This window comes from Providencia hangzhouensis, from assembly GCF_029193595.2.
GTDB classification, from domain to species: domain Bacteria; phylum Pseudomonadota; class Gammaproteobacteria; order Enterobacterales; family Enterobacteriaceae; genus Providencia; species Providencia hangzhouensis.
Genome location: NZ_CP135052.1, coordinates 677,633 through 701,656, shown reverse-complemented (window position 1 = coordinate 701,656; position 24,024 = coordinate 677,633). Strand labels below are relative to the sequence as shown.

Annotated in this window: 21 protein-coding genes and 2 tRNA genes; 6 read left to right on the top strand and 17 right to left on the bottom strand. The window is 41.6% G+C overall.

The window, feature by feature from the left end; genetic code table 11:
• Positions 1-166: 166 nt before the first annotated feature.
• The 9 genes from deoB to PZ638_RS02955 all read right to left on the bottom strand — a co-directional run bounded on the left by deoB (position 167) and on the right by PZ638_RS02955 (position 11,134).
• A complete protein-coding gene (gene deoB, locus PZ638_RS02995; protein WP_004905728.1) occupies positions 167-1,390 on the bottom strand; it encodes a phosphopentomutase in 1,224 nt (407 codons plus the stop codon).
• Between the two features lie 52 nt (positions 1,391-1,442).
• The gene (deoA, locus tag PZ638_RS02990) at positions 1,443-2,765 is read right to left on the bottom strand and encodes a thymidine phosphorylase (protein ID WP_144141064.1); all 1,323 of its coding nucleotides are present in this window, start codon (positions 2,763-2,765) and stop codon (positions 1,443-1,445) included.
• A gap of 48 nt (positions 2,766-2,813) precedes the next feature.
• Positions 2,814-3,593, bottom strand: coding sequence for a deoxyribose-phosphate aldolase (gene deoC / locus PZ638_RS02985; protein WP_094962728.1), 780 nt, complete (start codon positions 3,591-3,593; stop codon positions 2,814-2,816).
• Between the two features lie 474 nt (positions 3,594-4,067).
• A complete protein-coding gene (locus PZ638_RS02980; RefSeq protein ID WP_172412291.1) occupies positions 4,068-5,351 on the bottom strand; it encodes a NupC/NupG family nucleoside CNT transporter in 1,284 nt (427 codons plus the stop codon).
• 305 nt (positions 5,352-5,656) lie between these two features.
• Complete coding sequence (locus PZ638_RS02975; RefSeq protein WP_036958567.1) at positions 5,657-6,442, bottom strand: TatD family hydrolase; 786 nt, start codon at positions 6,440-6,442, stop codon at positions 5,657-5,659.
• A complete protein-coding gene (locus PZ638_RS02970) occupies positions 6,435-7,532 on the bottom strand; it encodes a patatin-like phospholipase family protein (RefSeq protein WP_004905737.1) in 1,098 nt (365 codons plus the stop codon). The genes PZ638_RS02975 and PZ638_RS02970 overlap by 8 nt, the downstream gene beginning before the upstream one ends.
• 132 nt (positions 7,533-7,664) lie before the next feature.
• The gene (locus PZ638_RS02965) at positions 7,665-8,075 is read right to left on the bottom strand and encodes a BON domain-containing protein (protein WP_004905738.1); all 411 of its coding nucleotides are present in this window, start codon (positions 8,073-8,075) and stop codon (positions 7,665-7,667) included.
• Positions 8,076-8,266: 191 nt separating this feature from the next.
• The gene (gene prfC, locus PZ638_RS02960; RefSeq protein WP_094962725.1) at positions 8,267-9,856 is read right to left on the bottom strand and encodes a peptide chain release factor 3; all 1,590 of its coding nucleotides are present in this window, start codon (positions 9,854-9,856) and stop codon (positions 8,267-8,269) included.
• 213 nt (positions 9,857-10,069) lie between these two features.
• Entirely contained in the window at positions 10,070-11,134 is a 1,065-nt protein-coding gene (locus PZ638_RS02955) for a tartrate dehydrogenase (protein WP_094962724.1), read from the bottom strand.
• Positions 11,135-11,236: 102 nt separating this feature from the next.
• Here PZ638_RS02955 and PZ638_RS02950 point away from each other — a divergent pair, with 102 nt between their 5' ends.
• Together PZ638_RS02950 and PZ638_RS02945 are read left to right on the top strand one after the other, a co-directional pair.
• Entirely contained in the window at positions 11,237-12,151 is a 915-nt protein-coding gene (locus PZ638_RS02950; protein WP_172766799.1) for a LysR family transcriptional regulator, read from the top strand.
• 34 nt (positions 12,152-12,185) lie between these two features.
• Complete coding sequence (locus PZ638_RS02945; protein WP_004905746.1) at positions 12,186-13,091, top strand: helix-turn-helix domain-containing protein; 906 nt, start codon at positions 12,186-12,188, stop codon at positions 13,089-13,091.
• A 45-nt stretch (positions 13,092-13,136) separates the two neighbouring features.
• Here PZ638_RS02945 and PZ638_RS02940 read toward each other — a convergent pair whose 3' ends face one another.
• From PZ638_RS02940 to PZ638_RS02930, 3 genes are read right to left on the bottom strand one after another with little or no spacing between them, the layout of a single operon-like run.
• Complete coding sequence (locus PZ638_RS02940) at positions 13,137-14,090, bottom strand: PDR/VanB family oxidoreductase (protein ID WP_272674250.1); 954 nt, start codon at positions 14,088-14,090, stop codon at positions 13,137-13,139.
• Between the two features lie 16 nt (positions 14,091-14,106).
• Positions 14,107-15,555, bottom strand: coding sequence for an NAD-dependent succinate-semialdehyde dehydrogenase (locus PZ638_RS02935; RefSeq protein WP_272674253.1), 1,449 nt, complete (start codon positions 15,553-15,555; stop codon positions 14,107-14,109).
• A gap of 39 nt (positions 15,556-15,594) precedes the next feature.
• Positions 15,595-16,722, bottom strand: coding sequence for an aromatic ring-hydroxylating oxygenase subunit alpha (locus tag PZ638_RS02930; protein WP_094962720.1), 1,128 nt, complete (start codon positions 16,720-16,722; stop codon positions 15,595-15,597).
• A 319-nt stretch (positions 16,723-17,041) separates the two neighbouring features.
• On the opposite strand from PZ638_RS02930, the gene PZ638_RS02925 reads away from it, so the two are divergent.
• Positions 17,042-18,601: a BCCT family transporter gene (locus PZ638_RS02925; RefSeq protein WP_196725611.1), complete on the top strand. Its 1,560-nt coding sequence runs from the start codon at positions 17,042-17,044 to the stop codon at positions 18,599-18,601.
• 87 nt (positions 18,602-18,688) lie between these two features.
• Here the strand turns inward: PZ638_RS02925 and rimI are convergent, their stop codons facing one another.
• Together rimI and PZ638_RS02915 are read right to left on the bottom strand one after the other, a co-directional pair.
• A complete protein-coding gene (gene rimI / locus PZ638_RS02920) occupies positions 18,689-19,141 on the bottom strand; it encodes a ribosomal protein S18-alanine N-acetyltransferase (RefSeq protein WP_094962719.1) in 453 nt (150 codons plus the stop codon).
• Positions 19,110-19,520, bottom strand: coding sequence for a DNA polymerase III subunit psi (locus PZ638_RS02915; protein WP_036958569.1), 411 nt, complete (start codon positions 19,518-19,520; stop codon positions 19,110-19,112). Before PZ638_RS02915 ends, rimI begins: the two co-directional genes overlap by 32 nt.
• A 134-nt stretch (positions 19,521-19,654) precedes the next feature.
• Between PZ638_RS02915 and rsmC the strand changes: the two genes are divergently transcribed.
• The 3 genes from rsmC (at position 19,655) to PZ638_RS02900 (ending at position 21,099) form a co-directional block, all read left to right on the top strand.
• Positions 19,655-20,668 (top strand): 16S rRNA (guanine(1207)-N(2))-methyltransferase RsmC, encoded by a 1,014-nt coding sequence (gene rsmC / locus PZ638_RS02910; RefSeq protein WP_196725610.1) that lies wholly within the window; start codon positions 19,655-19,657, stop codon positions 20,666-20,668.
• A 195-nt stretch (positions 20,669-20,863) separates the two neighbouring features.
• Positions 20,864-20,949, top strand: a tRNA-Leu gene (locus tag PZ638_RS02905).
• A 64-nt stretch (positions 20,950-21,013) separates the two neighbouring features.
• Positions 21,014-21,099 (top strand) — tRNA-Leu (locus PZ638_RS02900).
• A 194-nt stretch (positions 21,100-21,293) separates the two neighbouring features.
• Here the strand turns inward: PZ638_RS02900 and PZ638_RS02895 are convergent.
• The 3 genes from PZ638_RS02895 to phoA form a co-directional block, all read right to left on the bottom strand.
• Complete coding sequence (locus PZ638_RS02895) at positions 21,294-21,548, bottom strand: DUF1435 family protein (protein WP_004905763.1); 255 nt, start codon at positions 21,546-21,548, stop codon at positions 21,294-21,296.
• Between the two features lie 118 nt (positions 21,549-21,666).
• Positions 21,667-22,197: a GNAT family N-acetyltransferase gene (locus PZ638_RS02890; RefSeq protein WP_196725609.1), complete on the bottom strand. Its 531-nt coding sequence runs from the start codon at positions 22,195-22,197 to the stop codon at positions 21,667-21,669.
• 207 nt (positions 22,198-22,404) lie between these two features.
• Entirely contained in the window at positions 22,405-23,844 is a 1,440-nt protein-coding gene (gene phoA, locus PZ638_RS02885) for an alkaline phosphatase (RefSeq protein ID WP_272674255.1), read from the bottom strand.
• Positions 23,845-24,024 lie beyond the last annotated feature (180 nt).

Sequence of the window (24,024 nt, the reverse complement as noted above, 5' to 3'; positions counted from 1 at the left end):
TCAATAGCTCGCTCACTACCTTTCATACTTACCTATTACCCTAAATAATTTGAGTTGTAGCTAGGCGGCAAAGAAAATCATCCCTATGAGCATACATCAGTATGTGACTAGGGGGATTTTATGCAGCCAACACCGCTACAGCTCAAAGTATGACGGGTAATGGGTGTTAGAGCATTGGTTTACCATAATCCATCGGCGACAAATCAAAGTATTTCGCGACAGTCTGGCCAATATCTGCGAAAGTTTCACGGTGACCTAATGAACCTGGTTTCACTTTTGGACCATAAATCAACACTGGGATGTGCTCACGGGTATGGTCTGTACCTGGCCAGGTTGGGTCACAACCGTGGTCTGCCGTTAAAATTAGAATGTCGTCTTCTTTAACTAATTTCATTAGTTCAGGTAAACGGCGGTCAAATAATTCTAATGCCGCAGCATAACCTGCCACATCACGGCGGTGGCCATATGCAGAGTCAAAGTCCACAAAGTTAGTGAAAACGATAGTGTTGTCACCTGCCAGTTTCATTTCTTCTACCGTTGCATCGAATAGCGCATCGATACCAGTGGCTTTAATTTTCTTGGTGATACCGACATGAGCGTAAATATCCGCAATTTTACCGATAGAAACAACTTCACCTTGTTTTTCATCAACTAATTTTTTCAATACGGTTGGTGCTGGTGGCTCTACCGCTAAATCATGACGGTTACCTGTACGTGTGAAGTTACCCGCTTTGTCGCCAACAAATGGACGCGCGATAACACGGCCAATGTTATAACCACCTTTGGTTAACTCTTCACGCGCAATTTCACACAGCTCATACAGTTTATCTAAGCCGTAAGTTTCTTCGTGACACGCAATTTGGAATACGGAGTCAGCAGAGGTATAGAAAATAGGTTTCCCGGTTTTCATATGCTCTTCACCCAGTTGATCCAAAATAACCGTACCTGATGAGTGGCAGTTACCTAAGTAACCCGGTAAATTCGCTTTCTCAACTAACGTATCCAGTAACTCTTGAGGGAAACTATTTTCTTCATCAGAAAAATATCCCCAATCGAATAACACAGGAACACCTGCGATTTCCCAGTGGCCTGATGGCGTATCTTTGCCTGAAGAAATTTCGCTCGCATAACCATACGCACCAATAATTTCTGCATTAGGGTCAAGACCTGCAGGGAATGAACCGCTTGATTCTTCTCCTGCTTTACCTAAACCTAATTTTGTTAAATTAGGTAAATGCAGAGGCCCTTTACGACCAATATCCGCTTCGCCACGGGCGCAAGCATCTGCGATGTGACCCAATGTATTGGAACCTTCATCACCAAATTTATGTGCATCATGTGCTGCACCGATCCCAAAGGAATCCAAAACCATAATAAATGTGCGTTTCATATTTTTCTCCTGCGGTATTTTTAAAACGATATACCACTAAAATCTATTTGTATTACTCGCTGATTTGGCGATAAACCATTGGTGTTGTTTCAGGAGATTTGTCTCCAATCACCATCGCTTCACGCACTTCTTTCGCCGCTTCTTCCCACGCTTTTTCACTATTTGCATGGATAATTGCCAGTGGCGTTTGGGTATCCACTTTGGCGCCTAACGCAGCGATATCACTCAAACCAACGCTATAATCAATTGGGTCTGTCGCTTTACGGCGACCACCGCCTAACGTCACTACGGACATTCCCAGCGCACGTGTATCCATTTGCGTGATAATGCCATCTTTTGGTGCATAAACGGCTTTGCTCAGTACCGCAGTCGGCAGGTATTTGTTGTAATTTTCAACAAAATCAGCAGGCCCTTTTTGAGCTGCTACCATACGGCCAAACACTTCTGCCGCTTTACCATTGTCTAATACTGCCTGTAATTTTTGGCGTGCTTCTTCGCGGTTTGCTGCTAATGAACCAGATACCAGCATTTCTACACATAACGCCATGGTGACTTCATAAAGACGTGGGTTACGGTATTCACCCGTTAAGAATTGAACCGCTTCACGAACTTCAACTGCGTTACCTGCGCTGGAAGCTAGCACTTCATTCATGTCAGTCAATAATGCCGTAGTTTTACAACCCGCCCCATTAGCGACCTTCACAATTGACTCAGCCAACTCTTCTGACTTCTCATAAGTTGGCATAAATGCGCCTGAGCCGACTTTAACGTCCATCACCAGAGCATCAAGGCCTTCAGCCAATTTTTTACCTAAGATTGAAGCGGTAATTAGCGGAATTGAATCCACTGTCGCTGTAATATCACGGGTCGCATAGAAACGTTTATCGGCAGGTGCTAATGAATTAGTTTGCCCAATAATTGCCACCCCGACATCTTTGATAATGTCGCGGAAACGAAGGTCATCCGGGAAGATATCGAAATTAGGGATCGCTTCAAGCTTGTCTAGTGTTCCACCAGTATGGCCTAAACCACGGCCTGAGATCATCGGTACATAACCGCCACAAGCAGCGACCATAGGGCCAAGCATCAGTGAAGTCACATCACCCACGCCGCCAGTTGAGTGTTTATCAACTAATGGGCCATTGAGGTTGAGTGATTTCCAGTTCAGAACCGTACCTGAATCACGCATTGCTAACGTTAATGCAACGCGCTCAGGCATGGTCATATCATTAAAATAGATAGTCATTGCCAATGCAGCAATTTGACCTTCTGAAACTGAGTTATCGCGAACACCATTGATAAAGAAACGAATTTCTTCTTCGCTTAATGGCTTACCATCACGTTTTTTACGGATAATTTCTTGTGCCAGAAACACAATATTCTCCTTTAAAGTCGAATTTATCGGCTAACAATATTGCGAAAATTAATAACTGCTGCTTGATTTTTTAACGTCAAAACCTAGCGTATTTAATAAATTTGCTAATAGGCTAGAAGCACCAAAACGGAAGTGGCGGCTATCTGCCCAATTGTCACCTAAAATTCGTCCCGCTAACGCTAAGTATTCTGCTGCTTCTTCTGCGGTACGTACACCACCAGCAGGTTTAAAGCCGACTGTTTTTTCAACGCCCATATCACGGATGACTTGCATCATGATTTCCGCGCTTTCTAATGTTGCATTAACAGGTACTTTACCTGTCGAGGTTTTAATAAAATCAGCGCCCGCTTTAATTGAAATTTCAGAAGCCTTACGGATTAGTGCTGCATCTTTTAACTCACCTGTCTCAATGATTACTTTCAGCAACACATTCGCAGCCGCACAAGCGTCTTTACAGGCTTTCACTAAATCAAAACCAATTTGTTCATTACCGGCAATCAGCGCACGATAAGGGAAAACAACATCAACTTCATCCGCACCGTAAGCAATTGCTGCTTTGGTTTCAGCTAATGCGATATCAATATCATCGTTACCGTGTGGGAAATTCGTAACCGTTGCAATACGCACATCTGGAGTGCCTTGCTCACGTAATGTTTTACGTGCAATGGGAATAAAACGAGGGTAAATACAGATTGCAGCGGTATTGCCTGCTGGGCTTTTCGCCTGATGACACAGTGCGATGACTTTCGCATCAGTATCGTCATCATTTAAAGTGGTTAAATCCATAAGTGACAGCGCGCGTTGTGCGGCCGCTTTTAAATCAGTCATATAACTCTCCAACGTTGTTAATTCTTCAGAACGACACGTTCTTTGTTGGCGAGCGGGCTTGGTTCCTTAAAGATGCTAGTCGGATTCTTTCCGAACTGAGCAGCTGAGATCCTTCTCACCGCATCATGCCCTAGAGTCCTAGACTCTGAGAACTAGCAGTTCCATAGCAGCTTACTAATGCCTATTTGACCATGGAATGATGCCATTTTATGTGCTACAAATCACATTAATCGACTGAATGTTACATTATTAAAATAAAAAATGTGATATAGATCAAATTATACCATCTATCGCCATCAATTCTTCTCTCAAATGGCTTTTTCAATATTTTCTTTATCATTGATTGACTAAGTTAAGAATAGTTGAAAATTTACGATTGATATAAAAAGTCATAAAAGAATATAACGAATCAAAATGAAAACGGAAGGATTAATCCCCTTCCGTTTAATTGGATTAGCTGATAGCAAATATAAATTAAATTACGGCTGCTGCGCCTAACGTCAAGAAAAAGCCAGCAATGGTTGCACTCATTAAGTTAGACAGGGTACCAGCCATAACCGCTTTCATACCTAAACGAGCGACATCACCACGGCGATTTGGCGCCATTCCGCCTAAACCACCGAGTAAGATAGCGACGGATGAAAGGTTAGCAAAACCACATAATGCAAACGAAATAATCGCTTTAGTATGGTCGGAAAGCACTTGTTTACCTGCCGCCAGTACTTCAGCATCCGCTTTCATGTATTCACCGAAGTTCATGAATGCGACAAACTCATTCACAACAACTTTTTGGCCGATAAAAGAACCGGCAATTGTCGCTTCACTCCACGGCACACCAATCAAGTATGCGATTGGGGCAAATAGCCAACCTAATAATAATTCCAGTGATAATTGTGGATAATCAAACCAGCCACCAATACCACCTAAGATGCCATTGATCAATGCAATCAAAGCGATAAAGGCCAATAACATTGCCCCCACGTTCAGCGCTAGTTGCATCCCTGATGATGCCCCAGAAGCGGCCGCATCAATGATATTGGCAGGGCGTTCATCTTCAGCGACTAAATCTGTCGCATCAACCCTATCTTTTACATCTTCTGTTTCTGGAACCATCAGTTTGGCGAATAATAAACCACCTGGAGCGGCCATAAAGGAGGCAGCAATCAGGTATTCCATTGGTACACCCATTTGGGCGTAGCCGGCCAAAACTGAACCCGCTACAGAAGCTAAACCACCACACATAATGGCAAACAGCTCTGATGTCGTCATTGTTGCAATATAAGGGCGAACAACCAATGGTGCTTCCGTTTGCCCAACAAAAATATTTGCTGTTGCAGATAACGATTCTGTTCTTGAGGTTCCCAATATTTTTTGCAGACCACCACCAAGAACTTTAATCACTAACTGCATGATCCCTAAATAATAAAGGACAGCAATTAATGATGAGAAGAAAACAATAATTGGTAAAACGCGGAAAGCGAAAATAAAGCCACCGCCACCAAACAGTTCAAACATTTTATCGGAAACAAGGCCGCCAAAGATGAAGCTCATCCCATCTTGACCATATCCAATAACTTTAGAAACCGCGTCAGACATCCCTTGGAGCACACTACGCCCCGCTGGAACATAAAGAACAAATGCACCAATGGCTAATTGAATTAAAAATGCGCCGCCAACTGTGCGTAGTCTAATTGCTCGGCGATTGCTGGAAAATAGAATAGCTATCGCGATAAGTACCGCCATTCCGATAATACTCATAATGAGCTGCATGGAAGGATCCCTGTTCACTTTATTTTAGGTTGATATATAAGGAAACGTGTAAGTCACCTTGACTCTTAATTTGATGATTATACCTAGTCATCACCAATAACCCGCAATACTCATCACAAATACATACTGCAATAAACAACAAAAATTCACATAATGTGACAAAAGTCACAAAAACTATTCAGTTTAATCTGTAAAGGCACTAAAGTCCCAATTAAGCACAATAAAAACTAAATAGATTTTAATAGCCAATTAGTGAAATTATATAAATATTATTTATGATTCCGTATGCGATTTTACTTGGTGAGATTAAATAACGACAAACTATTGTTGTAAAGTTGTTGGGCTATTTCTGCAGGGGATTCGTGGCGAAGCTCACATAATGAACGAAAAACCCACTCAATACGTTCAGGACGATTTGGTTCGCCTTGAAAACCTGAAACTGGCATATCAGGGGCATCCGTTTCGAATAATAATGAAGTCAAAGGGAGTTGCGACATCACATGGCGAGTTTTATTCGCTCTGTCATAAGTAATTGTGCCACCAACACCAATATAATAGCCAAGTTTAACAAAGGCTTGGGCTTGAGATAGACTGCCGGCAAAACCATGCACAACGCCACGAGCTGGGACATCAAAACGACGTAGCATCGCAGCTAATGGGTCATGGCTTTTACGTGAATGTAAAATAACTGGTAAATCAAACTGTTTCGCTAACTTTAATTGTGCGGACAACACCACTTGCTGGCGCTCAAATTGCGGGTTTTGCATATAGAGGTCAAGCCCAATCTCCCCTATCGCCACACACTTTTTATTCTTTTTAGCTAGATAATCAGTCAATATATCAATATGTTGCTCTTGAAACTGACTCAAATATAACGGATGAAACCCCATAGCGGCATGCAGCTGCGGGTACTGCTGTGCCAGTTGCCAAACTCGTGCAAAATTATCCATACTCACTGTAGGAATGATAATATCACTCACCCCACTTTGTTGAGCAAGCTGCAAACTTTCAGTGAAGGAATCACTAAAAGGTGGGAAATCAAAATGGCAATGAGTATCAATAAATTGACGTTTAGCCATCACGATTTTCATTTGCGGATATTGCGGCCAAAGGCATTGAGGTAACAGGCTCCGCCGCCAATTCAGGAATGAGCTCATTCGGTACTTGTGGCTCAAGCTGAATATCTAATGGGTTAGACTCAATTTTCTGTGCCAAAGTATGGCTAAAGCGATTTGTGTTGTGGTCAAAGGCATCACCCAGTGCTGCAATAAAATAGCGACCACACCGGCGCCCCGTATGGTAATCTTGATTAAGCGAAGATACCTTACTACCCAGCGCACTACTTTTCAGTGGAACAGGTGGATAAATCTCAAAGACCTGTACATCTTTTGGTGGGTTTTCAATAAATTCTTGTGTTCTACGGTAGCTTTTCAGATGAACTTTTAGCATCGCGGCCATACGTTGTAGGCCATTTTTATCCCCTTCCAGCCACCGAGTCATTCTTTTCACCCATTCAGGGGTAAAATACATTTGGGAAGGAACGGTACGGATCACCACAATAGTCTCTGCACCGCGGCGGTATGCCTCTTCAACTGGGATAGCAGCACTAATGCCACCATCTTGGTAAAGCGTGCCATCAAATTCGACACCTTCACGATAAAAGCCCGGAATAGCGCTGGATGCACGAATAATATCGAGCCAGTTGTCTGCGTCAGGCTTTAGAAAAGCAGCGGAAAAATCATCACTGCGGCTTGCTCCCATATAGAATTCACGGCCTGAATTTAATAAATCGAGCCCTGCTTGTATACGTAATGGGAATTCCTTTGCTGTGGTGTCGACGAGCCAATCTAAATCAATCAGATGACCGCCGCGGATAAAGCGCAGTGGATTGAAAAATGCCGAATTAGTCGTATAACGCGTGATCACACGGCGTGCATAACCTGCTTGCCCACAAATATACGCAGAAAGATTTTGAGCCCCAGCTGAAGTGCCTATCATCAGGTCAAAAGGGTTGAAATCAGAGATAAGAAACTCATCCAGTACACCCGCAGTAAAAATTCCTCGTTGACCGCCACCTTCACAAATCAGGGCAGTTTTTCCCGAGTTGATATTATCAAAGAATGCAAGCGGCTCAATCGTGCCGAGTGTAACTGAAACGTGTTTTCCCATAATGCCTCTGAATGACAGAAGTTCACTTTAAATAGCTCAAAAACAGAATGAGCTTCCCTTTGAAAGCCCATTCTATCCGCATTGTACAATAAATATTCAGCAATATGAGCTATTGAGACATTTATTTACTGATTAGTTAGCGATGACTAAACCATTTTGTACTGATTTTACCCCATTGACTTGCGATGCCACTTGGGTAATTTTATCAATTTGATCGGCTGATTTAACAAAGCCTGATAAGTAAACAACACCATTGACTGTTTTTACTGATACGCTGTTACTCGAAATACCTTTCGTACCCAGTAATTTTCCTTTTACATCCGCCGTAATCGCGGAGTCATCAATGTAGTCACCGGTGTTTTTAGCGCCACTCGAAATGGCATTCCCAGTATCTTTACCTGCCATTTCAACGGTCTTAGATGCACTGTCCCAGGTTTCTGAGGCTTGTTTTTTCAAAGCGCTATCTGATGATGAGCTACAAGCCGCGAGCGCCCAGCTCAACCCAATAACTCCTAACAAACTCAATAGTTTTGCTTTTTTCATAAAAACCTTCCTTTCACTGCAATGGACAACGAATAATATAGCCTAAGTAAAAAAACATAAAAAATAAAGAGAAAGGTGATAAAGACAGAATATTCTTGATGATAAGCATAAAAAAACAGGGAAAGTTGCTTTAAATGAAGTTCGAAATAAGATGACCCACTAACTATGCTAGTCGTGGGTCATAAACACAATTAGTGTTCGCGTGTTTTGCGGAATTTAACGTCAGGGTAACGTTCACTAGTCAGGTTCAAATTCACCATAGTCGGTGCGATATAAGACAAGTTGTCGCCACCATCAAGGGCTAAGTTTTGCTCATTTTTGCGTTTAAACTCTTCGAATTTCTTCGCATCATCACACTCAACCCAACGCGCAGTAGAAACGTTAACGGCTTCATAAATAGCTTCAACGTTATATTCGCTTTTCAAACGCGAAACCACCACGTCAAACTGCAGCACACCTACCGCACCAACAATTAAATCATTGTTAGTTAACGGGCGGAACACCTGTACTGCACCCTCTTCAGATAACTGAACGAGGCCTTTTAACAGTTGTTTTTGTTTTAGCGGATCACGTAAGCGAATACGGCGGAATAATTCAGGGGCAAAGTTAGGAATACCCGTAAATTTGAGCTCTTCACCTTGTGTGAAGGTATCACCGATTTGAATCGTACCATGGTTATGTAACCCAATGATGTCCCCTGCATAGGCGTTTTCGACCTGAGAGCGATCCCCCGCCATAAAGGTTAAAGCATCAGAAATGACCACGTCTTTTTTGATACGCACTTGGCGTAGTTTCATGCCTTTTTCATAAGTACCTGAAACAATACGCATAAACGCAACACGATCACGGTGTTTCGGGTCCATATTTGCTTGGATTTTAAATACGAAACCGGTGAACTTTTCTTCTGTCGCATTAACTTGGCGTAAATCTGTTTGGCGCGGTTGTGGCTGAGGAGCCCATTCCACTAGGCCATCTAGCATATGGTCAACACCAAAGTTACCTAACGCTGTTCCGAAAAAGACAGGGGTTAATTCACCCTGCAAGAATGCGTCATGGTCAAATTCATGAGATGCCCCTTGAACCAATTCCAACTCATCACGTAACTGTGCCGCTAATTCATCACCTACGGCAGCATCAAGATCTGGGTTATTCAGCCCTTTAATTATACGGACTTCTTGAATAGTGTGACCTTGGCCTGTTTGGTATAGGATTGTTTCATCACGTAATAAATGATAAACACCCTTGAATAATTTACCACAACCAATAGGCCATGTGATTGGACAACAAGCAATTTTCAGCTCATTTTCCACTTCATCCATTAATTCCATTGGGTCACGAATATCACGGTCCAACTTATTCATGAAAGTTAAGATTGGAGTGTCACGTAGACGAGTGACTTCCATCAGTTTACGTGTCCGGTCTTCAACCCCTTTACCCGAGTCAATGACCATCAAGCAGCAGTCAACTGCCGTTAATGTACGATAAGTATCTTCAGAGAAGTCTTCGTGACCTGGGGTATCCAATAAGTTAACAAGACAATCATTATAAGGAAACTGCATAACAGAGGTGGTAATCGAAATACCACGCTGCTTTTCCATTTCCATCCAGTCAGATTTAGCGTGTTGGTTAGAGCCACGGCCTTTTACCGTACCAGCACGTTGAATAGCGTGCCCAAACAATAACACTTTTTCGGTTATTGTGGTTTTACCCGCATCGGGGTGGGATATGATAGCAAACGTTCTGCGTGTGCTAACTTCATGGAGAAAGTTCTGATCTGTCATTTAACCGTTCTTTTCGTTTATATACAGATTTGTATAAGCATTCGAAGAGGCTCAATGTGGCTCTTGGCGTCGCAAATCCGTCTTGTTAATCAAAATTGGCGGATATTTTCGCAGATCTTGGGGGTATTAACAATCAAAGCATCGAGGAACAGGCAAAACAGTCCCTCGATGGCTCACTAAATTGACTCAATAAACACCGTCTTTATGCATCAACTAAGCACTGACCAAACGGGCTATTTCATCCCCTAACGCCTGCGTACTGGCATCGCCGCCCATATCACGAGTCAAATGTTGGCGTTGTTTAATCGCTGTTTCTACTGCGGACATAATCGAATCATGCATTTCAGGACATCCCAAATGCTGCATCATCATGGCGGCTGCCCAAATCGTACCAATCGGATTAGCAATATTTTGCCCTGCGATATCAGGTGCTGACCCGTGAACAGGCTCAAACATCGATGGGAATTGTTTTTCTGGGTTAATATTGGCCGAGGGTGCAATCGCAATAGTTCCCGTACAAGCAGGCCCTAAATCAGACAAAATATCGCCAAATAGATTTGACCCTACAATCACATCGTAGAACTCTGGCATTCTCACTAAGTTTGCAGCAAAGATATCAATATGAAATTGGTCAACTTTGATATCTGGGTATTGCTTCGCCATTTCGGCTACACGGCTATCCCAATAAGGCATTGAATGAAATAGCCCATTGGATTTCGTCGCTGAACTTAAATGTTTTTTCTCACGTGACTGCGCCAAATCAAAAGCATATTTTAAGATACGGTCGGTACCTTTACGGGTAAAAACGCTTTGTTGCAGTACCATTTCTTCATCCGTACCTTCGTACTGAATACCGCCAATCGCAGAGTATTCCCCCTCAACATTTTCACGCACGACATAAAAATCAATATCTCCCGGTTTTTTATCTGCTAATGGGCATTTAATGCCATCAAATAAACGAACAGGACGCAAATTAACATATTGGTTGAAAGCACGACGGATAGGTAATAACAGCCCCCATAACGAAATATGATCAGGAACACCAGGGAACCCTACCGCACCGAGAAAAATCGCATCAAATTTTTTTAATTGTTCTAAACCATCTTCAGGCATCATACGCCCTGTACGGTGATAGGTTTCACACGACCAATCAAAATGGGTAAAGTTAAGTTTTACATTGTGTTTATTGGCTGCCGCTGCTAATACTTTTAATCCTTCAGGGATCACTTCAGTACCAATACCATCACCAGGAATAACCGCTATGTTAAATTGTGACATTGTGAAAACCTCTGATAAATGAATTATGTCTGTTTGTTCTCCAGTTTAGGGGTTGCTGTGATAAAGTATAGATATGAAGTGTAATCCTTAGGTTTACAAACTATGAACAAGCTTCCTTCGTTAGAGGATATCCGCGTTTTTGTCACGGTTGCCCGTTTGATGAGTTTCTCTCAAGCCGCATCACAGCTGTTGGTATCCCCAGCTTATGTTTCTAAACGCATTAAGTTGCTAGAAGAAAATTTAGGACAAACTTTATTTTTTAGAACGGCTCGCTCAATTAAGCTGACTCACGAAGGGCAAATTATTTTACGTAGCAGTGAAGTGATGCTAGCTGAACTGGAACAGATGCAACAACAACTCAACGCCTGTCGCGAAGAGATCCGCGGCAATCTACGTATCAGTTGTAGCACAGGGTTTGGCAGTACTTATATTAACCCGTTTATACTCACATTACGGGGGAGTCATCCTTTATTAGGCATTGATCTCACTTTGACCGATAAGTCTGTCGATATTATTAGTGAAAACATTGACGTTGATATCTGTATTGGCGGTACGATAGCTGAGCAATTTATTGCTAGGCGAATTGCACGGAACCAGCGTATTCTGTGCGCTTCTCCAACCTACTTAGCAACACACGGCTACCCAAAATACCCACAAGAACTGGAACAAAAGCACTTTTGTATTGCGATTAAAGAACGTAACCAAGCCCCCGCGGTATGGAAGCTTGAATACCAGCAAGAAAGTATGACGGTCACTCCCAATAGCAAATTAACCGTCAATAATGGTGAAGTCGCCAAGCAATGGTGCTTAAGTGGTGAAGGGATCCTATTGCGCTCCCAATGGAGTGTGCGGCCTGAGTTACAGTCAGGCCAATTAGTACGAGTGTTACCGCAATGGCATCAAACTGCAGATGTTTATGCTGTATATTCGAGAAGCCTCCGAACGAGTGCTAATCTTAGAGTCTTTATCGAAAATCTAGAGCAATACCTTGCTACTCACTTATCACATGGTTTTTAGTTAACTCCATAAGTTATAAGGTAAACATGAATTGATGACAGAAACAGAGACATTCAAAGAACGTTTGTTGAAATTGCTAAAACAGAAAAAAATGAGTCAATTAAAAGCCGCTGAAGCCCTTGGTGTTTCCCGAACGGCGGTTAACAAATGGACGAAAGGCGGCATGATTGATGAAGATAATCTTGAAAAGCTCGCCACGTTATTGGATGTCGACAAGATATGGTTGAAATACGGTGAGTATACCAATAACCAAGTCACTGTTAGCAATTCAGGCGTCATGCGCAACATCAACGAAGTCCATCTTCAAGAATCCGCAGATATCGTGACCTGGGAGTGGGACTTATTAACTGGGGAATTGAACTACTCGGACAACGTTGAAGCCGTTTATGGTATCAAAATCACCAGTAATGAAGATTTCTGGGCTTTAATGAGCCATGACTCCAAAGAAAAATTGGTTAATGGATATTCCAAAATTATTCGTGAAGGCGGTGCCCATGAAATGGATTTTAAAATTAACTGGGAAGGCGATTACCGTTGGATCACATCCCGAGCAACAGGAGTCAGAGGCCCTAATGGCAAAGTGACAAAGCTGGTTGGGATCAGTTTAGACAACACCGAACGTAAGAATACCGAACTACGCCTACGTAAAATCAAATGCTATTTTGATGTATTATTATCTCATTTCAATCATTTAGTCGTATTTACAGATAAAGCAGGCGAAATATTAGCCAGCAACTTACACAATCAATCGACTGAAATAGATTACCTTGAACTACAACGTTTATTATATCAATTAGTGATCAACCATAAGCCATGGTTAGATGAAGTATTTCGTACAGGGCGTGGTCAAATCGTATTTCAAGACAAGCAAATTACGGCTTATCAACACTTTAATGATGAAAAACAGCCTTTTTTAATGTTTGAATTAAAAGATATTTAAAACAGGTATTTTGCCCCACTTATGGCCTAAGCGGGGCAACTTTGATTATAAATCAAGGACTAATCGTTTAGATTTAGCTCGCGAAACGCACAACATCATCGTTTTCTGCTCAGCTTTTTCATCATCATCGAGGTAGTGGTCACGATGATCAGCCTCTCCCTCAAGTATTGCCGTTTCGCAGGTTCCACAAACCCCATTACGGCATAAACATTCCACGTTAATGCGCTTATCTGCTTCGATTACCTGCAAAATAGACTCATCTTTACCGACTTCCAAACTAAAGCCTGAGCGTTGGAAATAGACTTCAAATGAATCCCCTTCGCTGGCAACTTCGCCAAAATTTTCAAAATGAACCTGTGATTCACCCAGGTGCTGATGACCCTTTTCAATCACCTCATTAATTAATGATTGAGGGCCACATACATACAGATGGCTATTACTTCCTTGTGCTTTAACTAACTGTTCGACAGACATTCGCTGCCCTTGGCTACCGTCATAAAGAAATAAACGCGAGCCAATACGCTGTTGTAAATGTTCAAGAAATGCCACCGTTGTACTATCACGAAAACAGTAATGAAGTTCAAAATCCATTCCATTTTCTTCTAATTCATAGAGATAAGAGAGAAAAGGCGTGATCCCAATCCCACCGGCGATCAAAATATGCTTACATTGGTTATCCGGTGCTAACGAGAAAAAATTCTGTGCTGGGGACAGATACAAGCTATCCCCTGGCGATAGCTGCTCATGCATAAATGCAGAACCGCCTTTCGAGTTTTCATCACGCAAGACAGAAATACAATAACTGCCACACTGCTGCGGGTCGCTGATTAACGAATATGCACGTTGTAAACCAGCCTGCTCGCCCATATGAACGGTAATGTGACTGCCTGCGCTAAAAGGCATTAGCGCGCCCTCTTGTGCAACAAACTCGAACATTTTAATATTTGGGCTAATTTGCTCAATTCGACTGACATTGACTGCAATTTTTTGTTGGTTCATCACAGTGCCCCTCTCATCATTCAATATCTAAACACAGATACTTAGTACTTAAATAATCCTCAATACCATATCGAGAGCCTTCTTTTCCTAAACCTGATTGTTTCACTCCACCAAAGGGAGCAACTTCATTAGAAATTAAGCCTGTATTGATACCGACCATGCCACTTTGTAGTTTTTCAGCTACACGATATACACGACTCACATCACGAGAAAAGAAATAAGCCGCTAAGCCATAAATCGTATTATTGGCGCGAGTAATCACTTCATTTTCATCACTAAAACGAATCAATGTTGCAATGGGGCCAAAAATTTCCTCATGAACAATCTTCATTGAGTCATCAACATCAACAAGGACTTTTGGATTAAAGAAATTGCCATACTCCGCTACTTCATTACCTAAGGTTAATTGGCGTGCACCTTTCGCTAGTGCATCCTGTAATAGCTCATTCATACCATCAATAGCACGTGTCGTTATCATAGGCCCAATATCAATTCCCGCTTTAAGGCCATTACCGACTTGCAATTTGGCGACTTCTGCAACGAACTTGGTCTGAAATTCATCGAAAATCGTATCTTGAATATAAAAACGGTTCACACAAACACAGGTTTGCCCACCATTGCGAAATTTGGCTTGAACCGCACTTTTTACCGCTTTATCGATATCAGAATCATCAAAAACAATAAAAGGCGCATTTCCTCCCAGTTCGAGTGATGTTTTCTTAATCGTCGATGCGCACTGCTCAGATAGAACTCGGCCAACTTGCGTTGAACCGGTGAACGAAAATTTACTGATAAGCTCATGTTTAGTTAGACGTTCGCCTAGAACACGAGAGTCCCCAGTAATGACGTTAAATATTCCAGCAGGAATGCCCGCTTCATCTGCTAACTGTGCTAAGGCAAGCGCCGTAAAAGGCGTTTCTGTTGCAGGCTTAATGATGATACTACAACCTGCGGCCAGTGCTGGTGCTGCTTTACGGGTGATCATCGCTGCGGGGAAATTCCACGGAGTAATCGCACTACACACACCGATCGGTTGTTTAATCGTTGAAATGCGGTTACTTCCCACTGTTTGCGGGATGGTTTCCCCATAAACACGTTTCCCCTCTTCCGCAAACCATTCAATAAAGGAAGCGGCATAGCGAATTTCACCTTTTGCCTCATTCAGTGGCTTACCTTGCTCGAGCGTCATTAAACGCCCAAGATCATCAACATGGGCTTCAATCAGCTCAAACCAGCGGCGTAGAATGATAGAACGCGCTTTAGCAGTCAGCTTACTCCAACCTTCCATTGCAGAATGAGCATATTCAATCGCCTCATCCACTTGTGTTGCAGACAGGCTGGGGATCGTTCCCAGCACAGATTGGTCAAAAGGATTAGTCACAGGGATTTTTTTATCTGAATCAACCCATTGCCCATTGATGTAACATAACTGACGAAATAGTGCAGGGTGAGTTAAATGATGCATTTGTGACTTCTCCTTTTATTTTTATAATAAATAACGTGATTACTCAGTGTGCGCACCAGCGACGATTTTATGGAAATGGGCAACGCCGTGCTCGCTGATCCCGCTACGTTGCCTATCTGCCATAATGCGGCCTTGGCCACGATAACCCCGTGAGCGTAATCCTTTTTGTACACTTTCTACCAAGCGCAGATCTTCTGGGCGGAATACGGTGCGATACCATTCCACTAAGTTTTTCTGATATTCGGTCAGTTCTTCATTGAGGAAATAAATATCATAGTGCTGCAAGGTTTCCCCTGCGTTCACTGGAAACTCATAAATTACCGTCATGAAATCCCCGCCTGGAGGCATATTGAACATGGTACTTGGCCAAATCCAAAAACCAAAGAAACGTGGATCTAAAACAGATTCATCAAACTGATAGGAGGATTCAGAGGGTTTTGCCTTGCCAATTTGAACAGTCCAATTATCCAATAATTGGTGTTCGTATACGTTGACATCCACGGAACTGGCGAAACTCACATGATTGGTTGGGCAGTGATAACATTCAATATAGTTATCAACGATAGTTTTCCAATTAGCAGGAGTATGGCTAACAAAACGCGCTGCCAATTTTAAATCGCTAATGACTCCACAAGCTTCTTGCATTTTTTCGGCTAAGCCAGGAAGTTGCTCTTCAATAGGCTGAGGATCACCTACAGTCATATTTACATAGATAAACCCTGCATGTTCAATAACATGGAAGCTACTTAATGACATTGCATCGGCTTCAAAATTATTTACATTTTCACAATTAGTCGCATGTGCTAATTGGCCATCTAGCTTGAATGCCCACGCGTGGTAAGGGCAAGTAATCACATTTTTGACTTTGCCACTTTCACCGCTGATCAACTGGTGTCCACGGTGTGGACATACATTATAAAAACCACGTAATACATCATCACGACCACGAACAATCACAAGGCTTTCGCCAATGAGCTCACGAGTGATATAGGAATTTTTTTCTTTTACTTCACTAACATGAGCGACACAAACCCATGAATTAGCAAATATTTTTTCTTTTTCATACTCAAAAACATCATTAGACGTGTAATAACGCGCAGGGATTGTCCATGCGTTATCAATATCAAGGTGATCATTAATCGAAATGACTTTAGCTGCATTGCTCATAATTGCCCTCACTTATGTAAACTTATAGTTAACATCTTTTTTAGGAATGTTAATGCAGATCGCATTAATGATCAAATGAAATATTGATAATTTTTTAACCAAAAACGATTAAATTAATAATAACAATCAGTTAAACCAATCACCCTTAACTCACCTGTTAATAATTGGTTAATTTCTTGTTGACTGCACAATCTTTGCATGGCTATTCTTTGTAAACCAAAAGTAGCATCTAATAAAAAAGTATCCTTAAAACACAACGAGTATTCCCTGCAAGCCAACTCTCATAAAAGAAAAATAAGTGAGCAACTGGAGAAGAGGTATGATGAATAACAAAAAATCCGTATTTTACGTGTCGCTAGCTTTTAGCCTAGCGTTAATCAGTTTTGGTGCATTTATTCCTGATAAGCTGGAAGCTTTTTCAAATTCCGCCTTAAGTTTTATCTATAACAATCTAGGTTGGTTTATTCTAGGTTCCGTTTTTATCTTTTTCAGCTTCTGTATGTTTCTTGGTTTTTCCAAATTTGGTCACATACGCCTTGGCGATGATAATGACAAACCGGAATACCGTACAGTCACTTGGATTGCGATGTTATTCAGTGCCTCAATTGGTATAAGTTTGATGTTCTGGGGGGTAGCAGAGCCTGTTTCCTATTATATCAGCCCGCCGATTGGCCAAGGTTCAACAGAACAGTCTGCTAAAGCAGCCATGCAATATGTCTATCTGCATTGGGGGGTTTCTGCATGGGCCTGTTATGCGCTTGTCGGTGTAGCTTTAGGCTATTTCCAATTTAGAAAAAAACTACCATCTTCACTCAGCTCTGTTTTCTATCCATTGATTGGGGATCGGATCTACGGCTCTGTCGGGAAATGGATCAATATATTGGTGATGTTATCCGTCGTCATTGGTATCGCCACATCATTAGGCTTTGGTACACTACAAGTTAACAGTGGTATGAATTACTTATGGGGATTGCCCATTAGTATTTATGTACAAATTGGTTTGATTGCTATTATTACTGTTGTTTATATTGCTTCGACGATTTCCGGGTTACAAGGGGCAATAAAACACCTATCAAACTTAAATATCATACTTGCTCTCGGATTAATGGCATTTATCTTTCTATCTGGCCCAACCCAAACTATCTTAAAAGTTTTATTCCAAGGTATTGGTGATTACGTCCAAAATTTTGTCAGTATGTCATTTCGTACTGAACCCTATAATGACGGTACTTGGATTGCTAACTGGACACTGTTTTACTTTGGTTGGTGGATAGCATGGGCACCGTTAGTTGGCAGCTTTGTGGCTCGTATTTCAAAAGGAAGAACAATCAAAGAATTTATGATTGGCGCAGTATTTATTCCTGTATTAAGTGCTTTTGCATGGTTTGCAGTTATGGGCGGTTCTGCCATCCATTTAATTCAAAACTTAGGGCAAACCGCACTAGCAGATGCTGTAAAAACCGATGTCACATCTGCACTGTTTAAGTTCTTAGATTATTTCCCTGCATCGACATTTATTAGTGTCTTAGCTATTGCCTTGGTACTGATTTTCTTTATCACATCAGCTAACTCGGCGGTATTTGTACTGGGAATGGTCAGTGAAAATGGGAACCCAAATCCGTCTCATGTCACTAAAACCATTTGGGGTGTCATTATTGCAGCAATCGCGATCGTACTAATTATGACCGGCGGATTATCTGGTTTGCAATCTGCACTGGTCGCCATGGCTGTACCGTTATCCATCATGATGCTAATTATGTGTTATTCCACATATAAAGGCCTCAATGAAGAAGTTAACGCACAAGCTGCGGCAAAAAAAGAGTTAAAAGATAATATCCAACTAATTAATAAACCTATTCTTCCTGAAATTGAAAAATAGTCGTCCATAAAAGCACAAAACCCCAATATGTTATGACACATATTGGGGTTTTAATTATATTAATAATAAATTATTCGTTACTTAAATTTATTCATCAGAAAATAGAGTCAAAGCAAGTACTAAAGCATCTTCTCGGCCTTTTTTAGCAGGGTAGTAATCTTTACGTACCGTCACTTGGTGAAAACCTAACTTATCGTATAGATGCAAAGCAGATGTATTTGATTCCCTCACTTCTAGCCATAACGTGAGAATGCCTTTCTTTACAAGTTCTTCGATGAGCTGTTCTAGCAACAAACGGCCATAGCCTTTCCCTTGGTAATCAGGGTGTATGGCAATATTAAACAAAGTCGCTTCATCAAGAACACACTGTGTTATTGCATAACCAATAATCTGATTATTAACGGATATTTTTATGTTATGGTACTTTTCCCCTTGGTTCCCATAAAAAACTCGCTCAGTCCATGGAAAATCATGGCTTAACTTTTCAATTAAGTAAGCAGTTGCGAGATCAGATTGCTTTAGTGTTGAAATTTTCATCATATTGATAAATTTGTTTCCATAGTGCCCGTTTAGCGCTATAGCTTGTACTTAGCTCAGACAAAACAGGTGAAGTAAACATGACTTTTGAACCTTCAGGCTGGATTTCATCACCTAATACCCAACATGGTGTTATTATTGGTGTTGGGATTAAACCTAATTGCTCTGAATTGACACAAACCACATCGTCCTGTGCAATATTCATGGAAAGAAAAATATCTTTTAGCAATTGGCTATTTAAATCAAGGTTCTCATCAGTAATAATAATAAGCTTAGTCGACGCTGGGATCCTTACACCACGTTCACCACGTAACACGGCAGGATTTCTCACCATCCATTGAGTGATCCCCATTTGTTCTAAAAGCCTGTCACGTCGTGTCATTTGATTTTCCAGTCGCAATTTTACAACCACATCTTATCAAAGGGGATTAATAGCGCCAACAGAGCAATGCTATTTCTCTTATCTTTGGTAAGATGGTCATCGGTTTTTTTATTATTTTAGGAGATTGACAGAATATGTCATTACTGACACCTGCCAGCGAAGTTATTCAACGCCATCTCGAACATTTTACAGATCGTCATGTCATTTTGGCTGGTGACATTCAGGATGAACTCGCTGCAACCTTAGAAGCAGCTAGTGTTCGTGTCATCACCAACCAGTATCATCACTGGCAACGCTTACAACCGTTAATGGGCGATATGGCGTTATTCTCTGCCACAACACCCGCGGAATTTATCCAGCCTTGCGATACTCTCATTTATTTTTGGCAAAAAAACAAGCAAGAAGCCTGTTTCCAACTCGATGACCTCTGTACTCACCTCGCTGCGGGTAGCCAAATTTTTATCGTTGGCGAAAACCGTAGTGGTGTTAAAAGCGCCGAATCCATTATGGAAGGGATCGCTAGCTTACAAAAAATTGACTCAGCACGCCGCTGTGGCTTGTACTATGGTGAATTAGAACAACCGACAACCTTTGATATTGCTCGCTGGTGGCGTCATTATCAGATTGATAATGTTAAAATTAACGCACTGCCAGGGGTATTTAGCCATAATGAGCTTGATATCGGTAGTGATCTACTGTTATCAACGCTAACTGATCCAATGAGCGGCGATCTGCTTGATCTAGCTTGTGGTAATGGGGTGATCGCCGCAGTTCTCGGCTCGCAAAACCCAGAGCTAAAACTCACCTTAAGTGATGTGAGTGCGTCTGCGCTAGATTCCGCTGCATCCACTCTTGAGGCAAACAAACTGGCTGGCGAAGTCATCGCGAGTGATGCTTACTCAGATATTAACGATAAATTTGATTGGATTATTTCTAACCCTCCATTCCATGATGGCCTAAACACCAGTTATCGTGCGGTTGAAAATATGATTTACCAAGCCCCTAAATACCTGAAAAAAGGTGGCCGTTTGCGGATCGTCGCGAATGCTTTCTTACCGTACCCTGATTTACTCGATAAAGCATTTGGTAGCCATGAAGTACTTGCCAAAACGGGAAAATTCAAAGTTTACCAAGCGGTTAAGCGTTAATTTATTCGCGAATAAATTAGACTAAAGCACAATTTTTCATACAACTTAATGGCGGGTGAACCCTCACCGGCCATTTTTTCATCAATCAAAAATACTACATAAAAAAATTATTGACGTTCGTCGAAATTAGCCTAAAATCCGCACCACATTATTGCTGGTTAAAAGCATTGATGAATCAAAGTTTAGTTAGGTATTGCGAGGGTGGCGGAATTGGTAGACGCGCTAGCTTCAGGTGTTAGTGTCCTATGGACGTGGGGGTTCAAGTCCCCCCTTTCGCACCACTAACTTTGGATAAATCACATTAATGTAGTATTGATGTGACAGTAGTATTGATGTGACAGTATTGCGAGGGTGGCGGAATTGGTAGACGCGCTAGCTTCAGGTGTTAGTGTCCTTCGGACGTGGGGGTTCAAGTCCCCCCTTTCGCACCACTGGTCAGTCATTTTTTTATAACATCTTGCCCTTTTGACCTTCTCTGTAATGCTAACACTGCCTTATCTGACTATTTACTATAAGACAATAGTAAATCATTTGAATAAACCGTTATATTGAATACCATTCAATTATCAATATCTTTCGATACCACTTTCTTCTGTTCTATTTAATTATTAATTAGATTATAGAGCTACCGTTGTAGTACAAAGGCCATCATAAAACATGCAAGTGAAATCACAGCTGGGATAATCAATAAACGACGAGAACCGCGATTAAATAACATCCCTGCAGTTGCTACCATCATGATAATCATAATGATTTTTAGATTATCTAAGCCCATATTATTGAGTACATAAGCAATGCTCAACAATATCACAGCAAAGACTCCCCAAAGGCCAGCGCCTATACGCTTTAAACCTGTGGTTTTTGATATGCTAGTTGGCATAGTGACCTCAACACTCTTAAATGATAATGATTATCAATAATATCTAGTTTTTAGTAAATTTCAATGCTTTTTTTATTCCACTCCCTATAAATTAACACTTATTTTACAAAATAAAAACTTACGAAAATAGATAAATAAAATGAATATCTTCGGGCTCTAATGCAAATAATTCAGGATCAGGCTGTGCAATTAAGGTGCAGCCTAGGTGTTGATAAAAATGCACTGTATTTTCTGAAGGCGTCGCAGAAATATATAAGCCCTTTGCCCCTTTTTGCATCGCTATTTCAGCGCATTGTTGGAATAACATCCCTGCTAAACCTTGGCCACGGTACGAGTGGCTCACATGCAGGAAAGATAATTGCAGTAAATTTTTTTGCTCACCGCGCCACACATTATCTAAACTTGCGGCAGCAATTAGCTTGCCCTGCTCAAAAACCCCAAGAAATATCGCCCCTTGGTCATAACCTTCCAACAAATGAGGGGTATAGGCTTCAGGTTCACCTTCTGGCCAACCTTTCATATCAAACCGTTGTTTGGATAGCACCAATTCGCCATTTTGATACAGATAAAGGTTTTCAATTAATTCAGTGCGGTCGATAGACCAAACAGATGGGATTTCATCTCGTTGTAGTTCGCGAACTTCTCTCATTATGCCATTCTCATTATTTGTGCCTATGAAGAAGCACATTTATTGTTATCAGATGATTCAATTTCTCAAGATAACGGATAAAAAAAGAAGTGCAAATATTTAGTAAGTTTATTGAGGAACGGTTGAAAAATAAGAAGAAAATATACTAGAAAATAAAAAAATCCCCCGCAACATCCTATTGCGGAGAATTTTCACTACAGGGTTGGTTTATTGCTTCAATCCCATTGCATCGCGCATGGTAAAGAACAAATCAGTTTGGTCAGTTAGACCCATTACATTTGCCGCATGTGGGCCATAAGCCGCCACACGTAACTGAGCACCGGTGTGCTCTTGAGAATCATCTTCTTCAGAGTTACCGTAATTTACCACCATCACAGAGCCGTCTTTAGTAATCAACGCTTGCGTTAAGCCCGTTGATTTTGTTCCTTCTGGAATAATTTGGCTTGAATGTGAATGGTCAGCAGTCACGATAACTAATGTATCACCATGTTTTTTAGCGAAATCTAAGCCGACTTGTACAGCTTGGTCGAGAGCAACAGTTTCACCAATTTGGCCACATGGGTTTGCTTTATGGTCTTGCTTATCGATAGAGGCACTTTCAACCTGCAAAAAGAAACCATTTGGATTGACTTCTAACAGCTCAATCGCTTTTTTCGTCATTTGAGCCAATGTTGGTGCATTAGGGTCTAACTTCGCATTCGGTTTACATTCCAATGGCGCATTGTTGATATTACCGTAGTGAACCGCTTTCGGGCCTTCCCATGCAACGGTCATGTTACCATCATGGAATAAGCCCAGAACGGGTTTATCTTGATTTGCAACTTTGATGCTGTCTAATGACTTAGCATCACGCACAATATTATACCCACGCTCAATCGCCTGTTGCTCCAACGTTTTACCTTTGTAGTCACCCGCCTTTGCTTCTTGTTTGAAGCTCTTAGCGCCACCACCAAGCGTGACATCAGGACGAGTTACCAACAGTTGTTCTGAAATTGAACCACGACCGCCATTTTCTAGCGCGTTAGCCGCACATTTTTCTGTTGTTTCCTCAGGGCCATAACATTTACGCGCACTCACATGCGAAAATTGCGCAGCAGGCGTTGCATCTTGAATCTCGGAAGTTGTGACGTTACCCGTCGCTTTACCATTACGTTTAGCTATCTCAATTAATGTTTCATGGTCATTACCAAATACATCAATCCCTAATGCACCATTGTAGGTTTTCACACCGGAAGACCACGCGGTGGCAGACGCCGCAGAGTCAGTTACATAGTCGGGTTTTTGTGTTTTTTTATCTAACGCATAATGGGTATATTGGCCAGTGATTGGCAGGGCATCAATACCTTTAAAGAACCCTGAAGCGCCTTCTGCATAGTTACGAGCAACAGTAATCTCAGAGTCACCCATACCATCACCAATAAATAAAATCACATTTTTGGCTTGGCCATTGTGAAGTGCGGCTTTCATGATATCAGTTTGCTCTGTCGCTAAACGACGCGCACCACCAAATTTGGTGATATCACCTTGCGCTGCACGATTTTCTGACACCGCATCATTTTTATCAGCCGCGTAGGCAGGGACTGTACTCCCCAAAATTAAAGTACTTACCGTGACAGCTAAAAGGGATTTCATAAAATTACCAGTCATAACTGTTTCCTTGCCAATCAATAATGAAAAGAGAAGATGTATATTTCAAATAATGAAAGGCATGCTAAAGGAGCCAGATGACAGTTGAATGACGCTTTTATGGCGAAATGAAGACGTTAGTCATAAATGTAAAAAAGCAGCTAAATATAAGCTGCTTTTTGTGAATGAGCGTTAGGGCTA

Bases quoted from the DNA above. Each gene is read 5' to 3' on its own strand.
- deoB (WP_004905728.1), bottom strand. From the start codon at position 1,390: ATGAAACGCACATTTATTATGGTTTTGGATTCCTTTGGGATCGGTGCA.
- deoC (WP_094962728.1), bottom strand. From the start codon at position 3,593: ATGACTGATTTAAAAGCGGCCGCACAACGCGCGCTGTCACTTATGGAT.
- PZ638_RS02980 (WP_172412291.1), bottom strand. From the start codon at position 5,351: ATGAGTATTATCGGAATGGCGGTACTTATCGCGATAGCTATTCTATTT.
- PZ638_RS02975 (WP_036958567.1), bottom strand. From the start codon at position 6,442: ATGGCTAAACGTCAATTTATTGATACTCATTGCCATTTTGATTTCCCA.
- PZ638_RS02970 (WP_004905737.1), bottom strand. From the start codon at position 7,532: ATGGGAAAACACGTTTCAGTTACACTCGGCACGATTGAGCCGCTTGCA.
- PZ638_RS02965 (WP_004905738.1), bottom strand. From the start codon at position 8,075: ATGAAAAAAGCAAAACTATTGAGTTTGTTAGGAGTTATTGGGTTGAGC.
- prfC (WP_094962725.1), bottom strand. From the start codon at position 9,856: ATGACAGATCAGAACTTTCTCCATGAAGTTAGCACACGCAGAACGTTT.
- PZ638_RS02955 (WP_094962724.1), bottom strand. From the start codon at position 11,134: ATGTCACAATTTAACATAGCGGTTATTCCTGGTGATGGTATTGGTACT.
- PZ638_RS02950 (WP_172766799.1), top strand. From the start codon at position 11,237: ATGAACAAGCTTCCTTCGTTAGAGGATATCCGCGTTTTTGTCACGGTT.
- PZ638_RS02945 (WP_004905746.1), top strand. From the start codon at position 12,186: ATGACAGAAACAGAGACATTCAAAGAACGTTTGTTGAAATTGCTAAAA.
- PZ638_RS02940 (WP_272674250.1), bottom strand. From the start codon at position 14,090: ATGAACCAACAAAAAATTGCAGTCAATGTCAGTCGAATTGAGCAAATT.
- PZ638_RS02935 (WP_272674253.1), bottom strand. From the start codon at position 15,555: ATGCATCATTTAACTCACCCTGCACTATTTCGTCAGTTATGTTACATC.
- PZ638_RS02930 (WP_094962720.1), bottom strand. From the start codon at position 16,722: ATGAGCAATGCAGCTAAAGTCATTTCGATTAATGATCACCTTGATATT.
- PZ638_RS02925 (WP_196725611.1), top strand. From the start codon at position 17,042: ATGATGAATAACAAAAAATCCGTATTTTACGTGTCGCTAGCTTTTAGC.
- rimI (WP_094962719.1), bottom strand. From the start codon at position 19,141: ATGATGAAAATTTCAACACTAAAGCAATCTGATCTCGCAACTGCTTAC.
- PZ638_RS02915 (WP_036958569.1), bottom strand. From the start codon at position 19,520: ATGACACGACGTGACAGGCTTTTAGAACAAATGGGGATCACTCAATGG.
- rsmC (WP_196725610.1), top strand. From the start codon at position 19,655: ATGTCATTACTGACACCTGCCAGCGAAGTTATTCAACGCCATCTCGAA.
- PZ638_RS02895 (WP_004905763.1), bottom strand. From the start codon at position 21,548: ATGCCAACTAGCATATCAAAAACCACAGGTTTAAAGCGTATAGGCGCT.
- PZ638_RS02890 (WP_196725609.1), bottom strand. From the start codon at position 22,197: ATGAGAGAAGTTCGCGAACTACAACGAGATGAAATCCCATCTGTTTGG.
- phoA (WP_272674255.1), bottom strand. From the start codon at position 23,844: ATGACTGGTAATTTTATGAAATCCCTTTTAGCTGTCACGGTAAGTACT.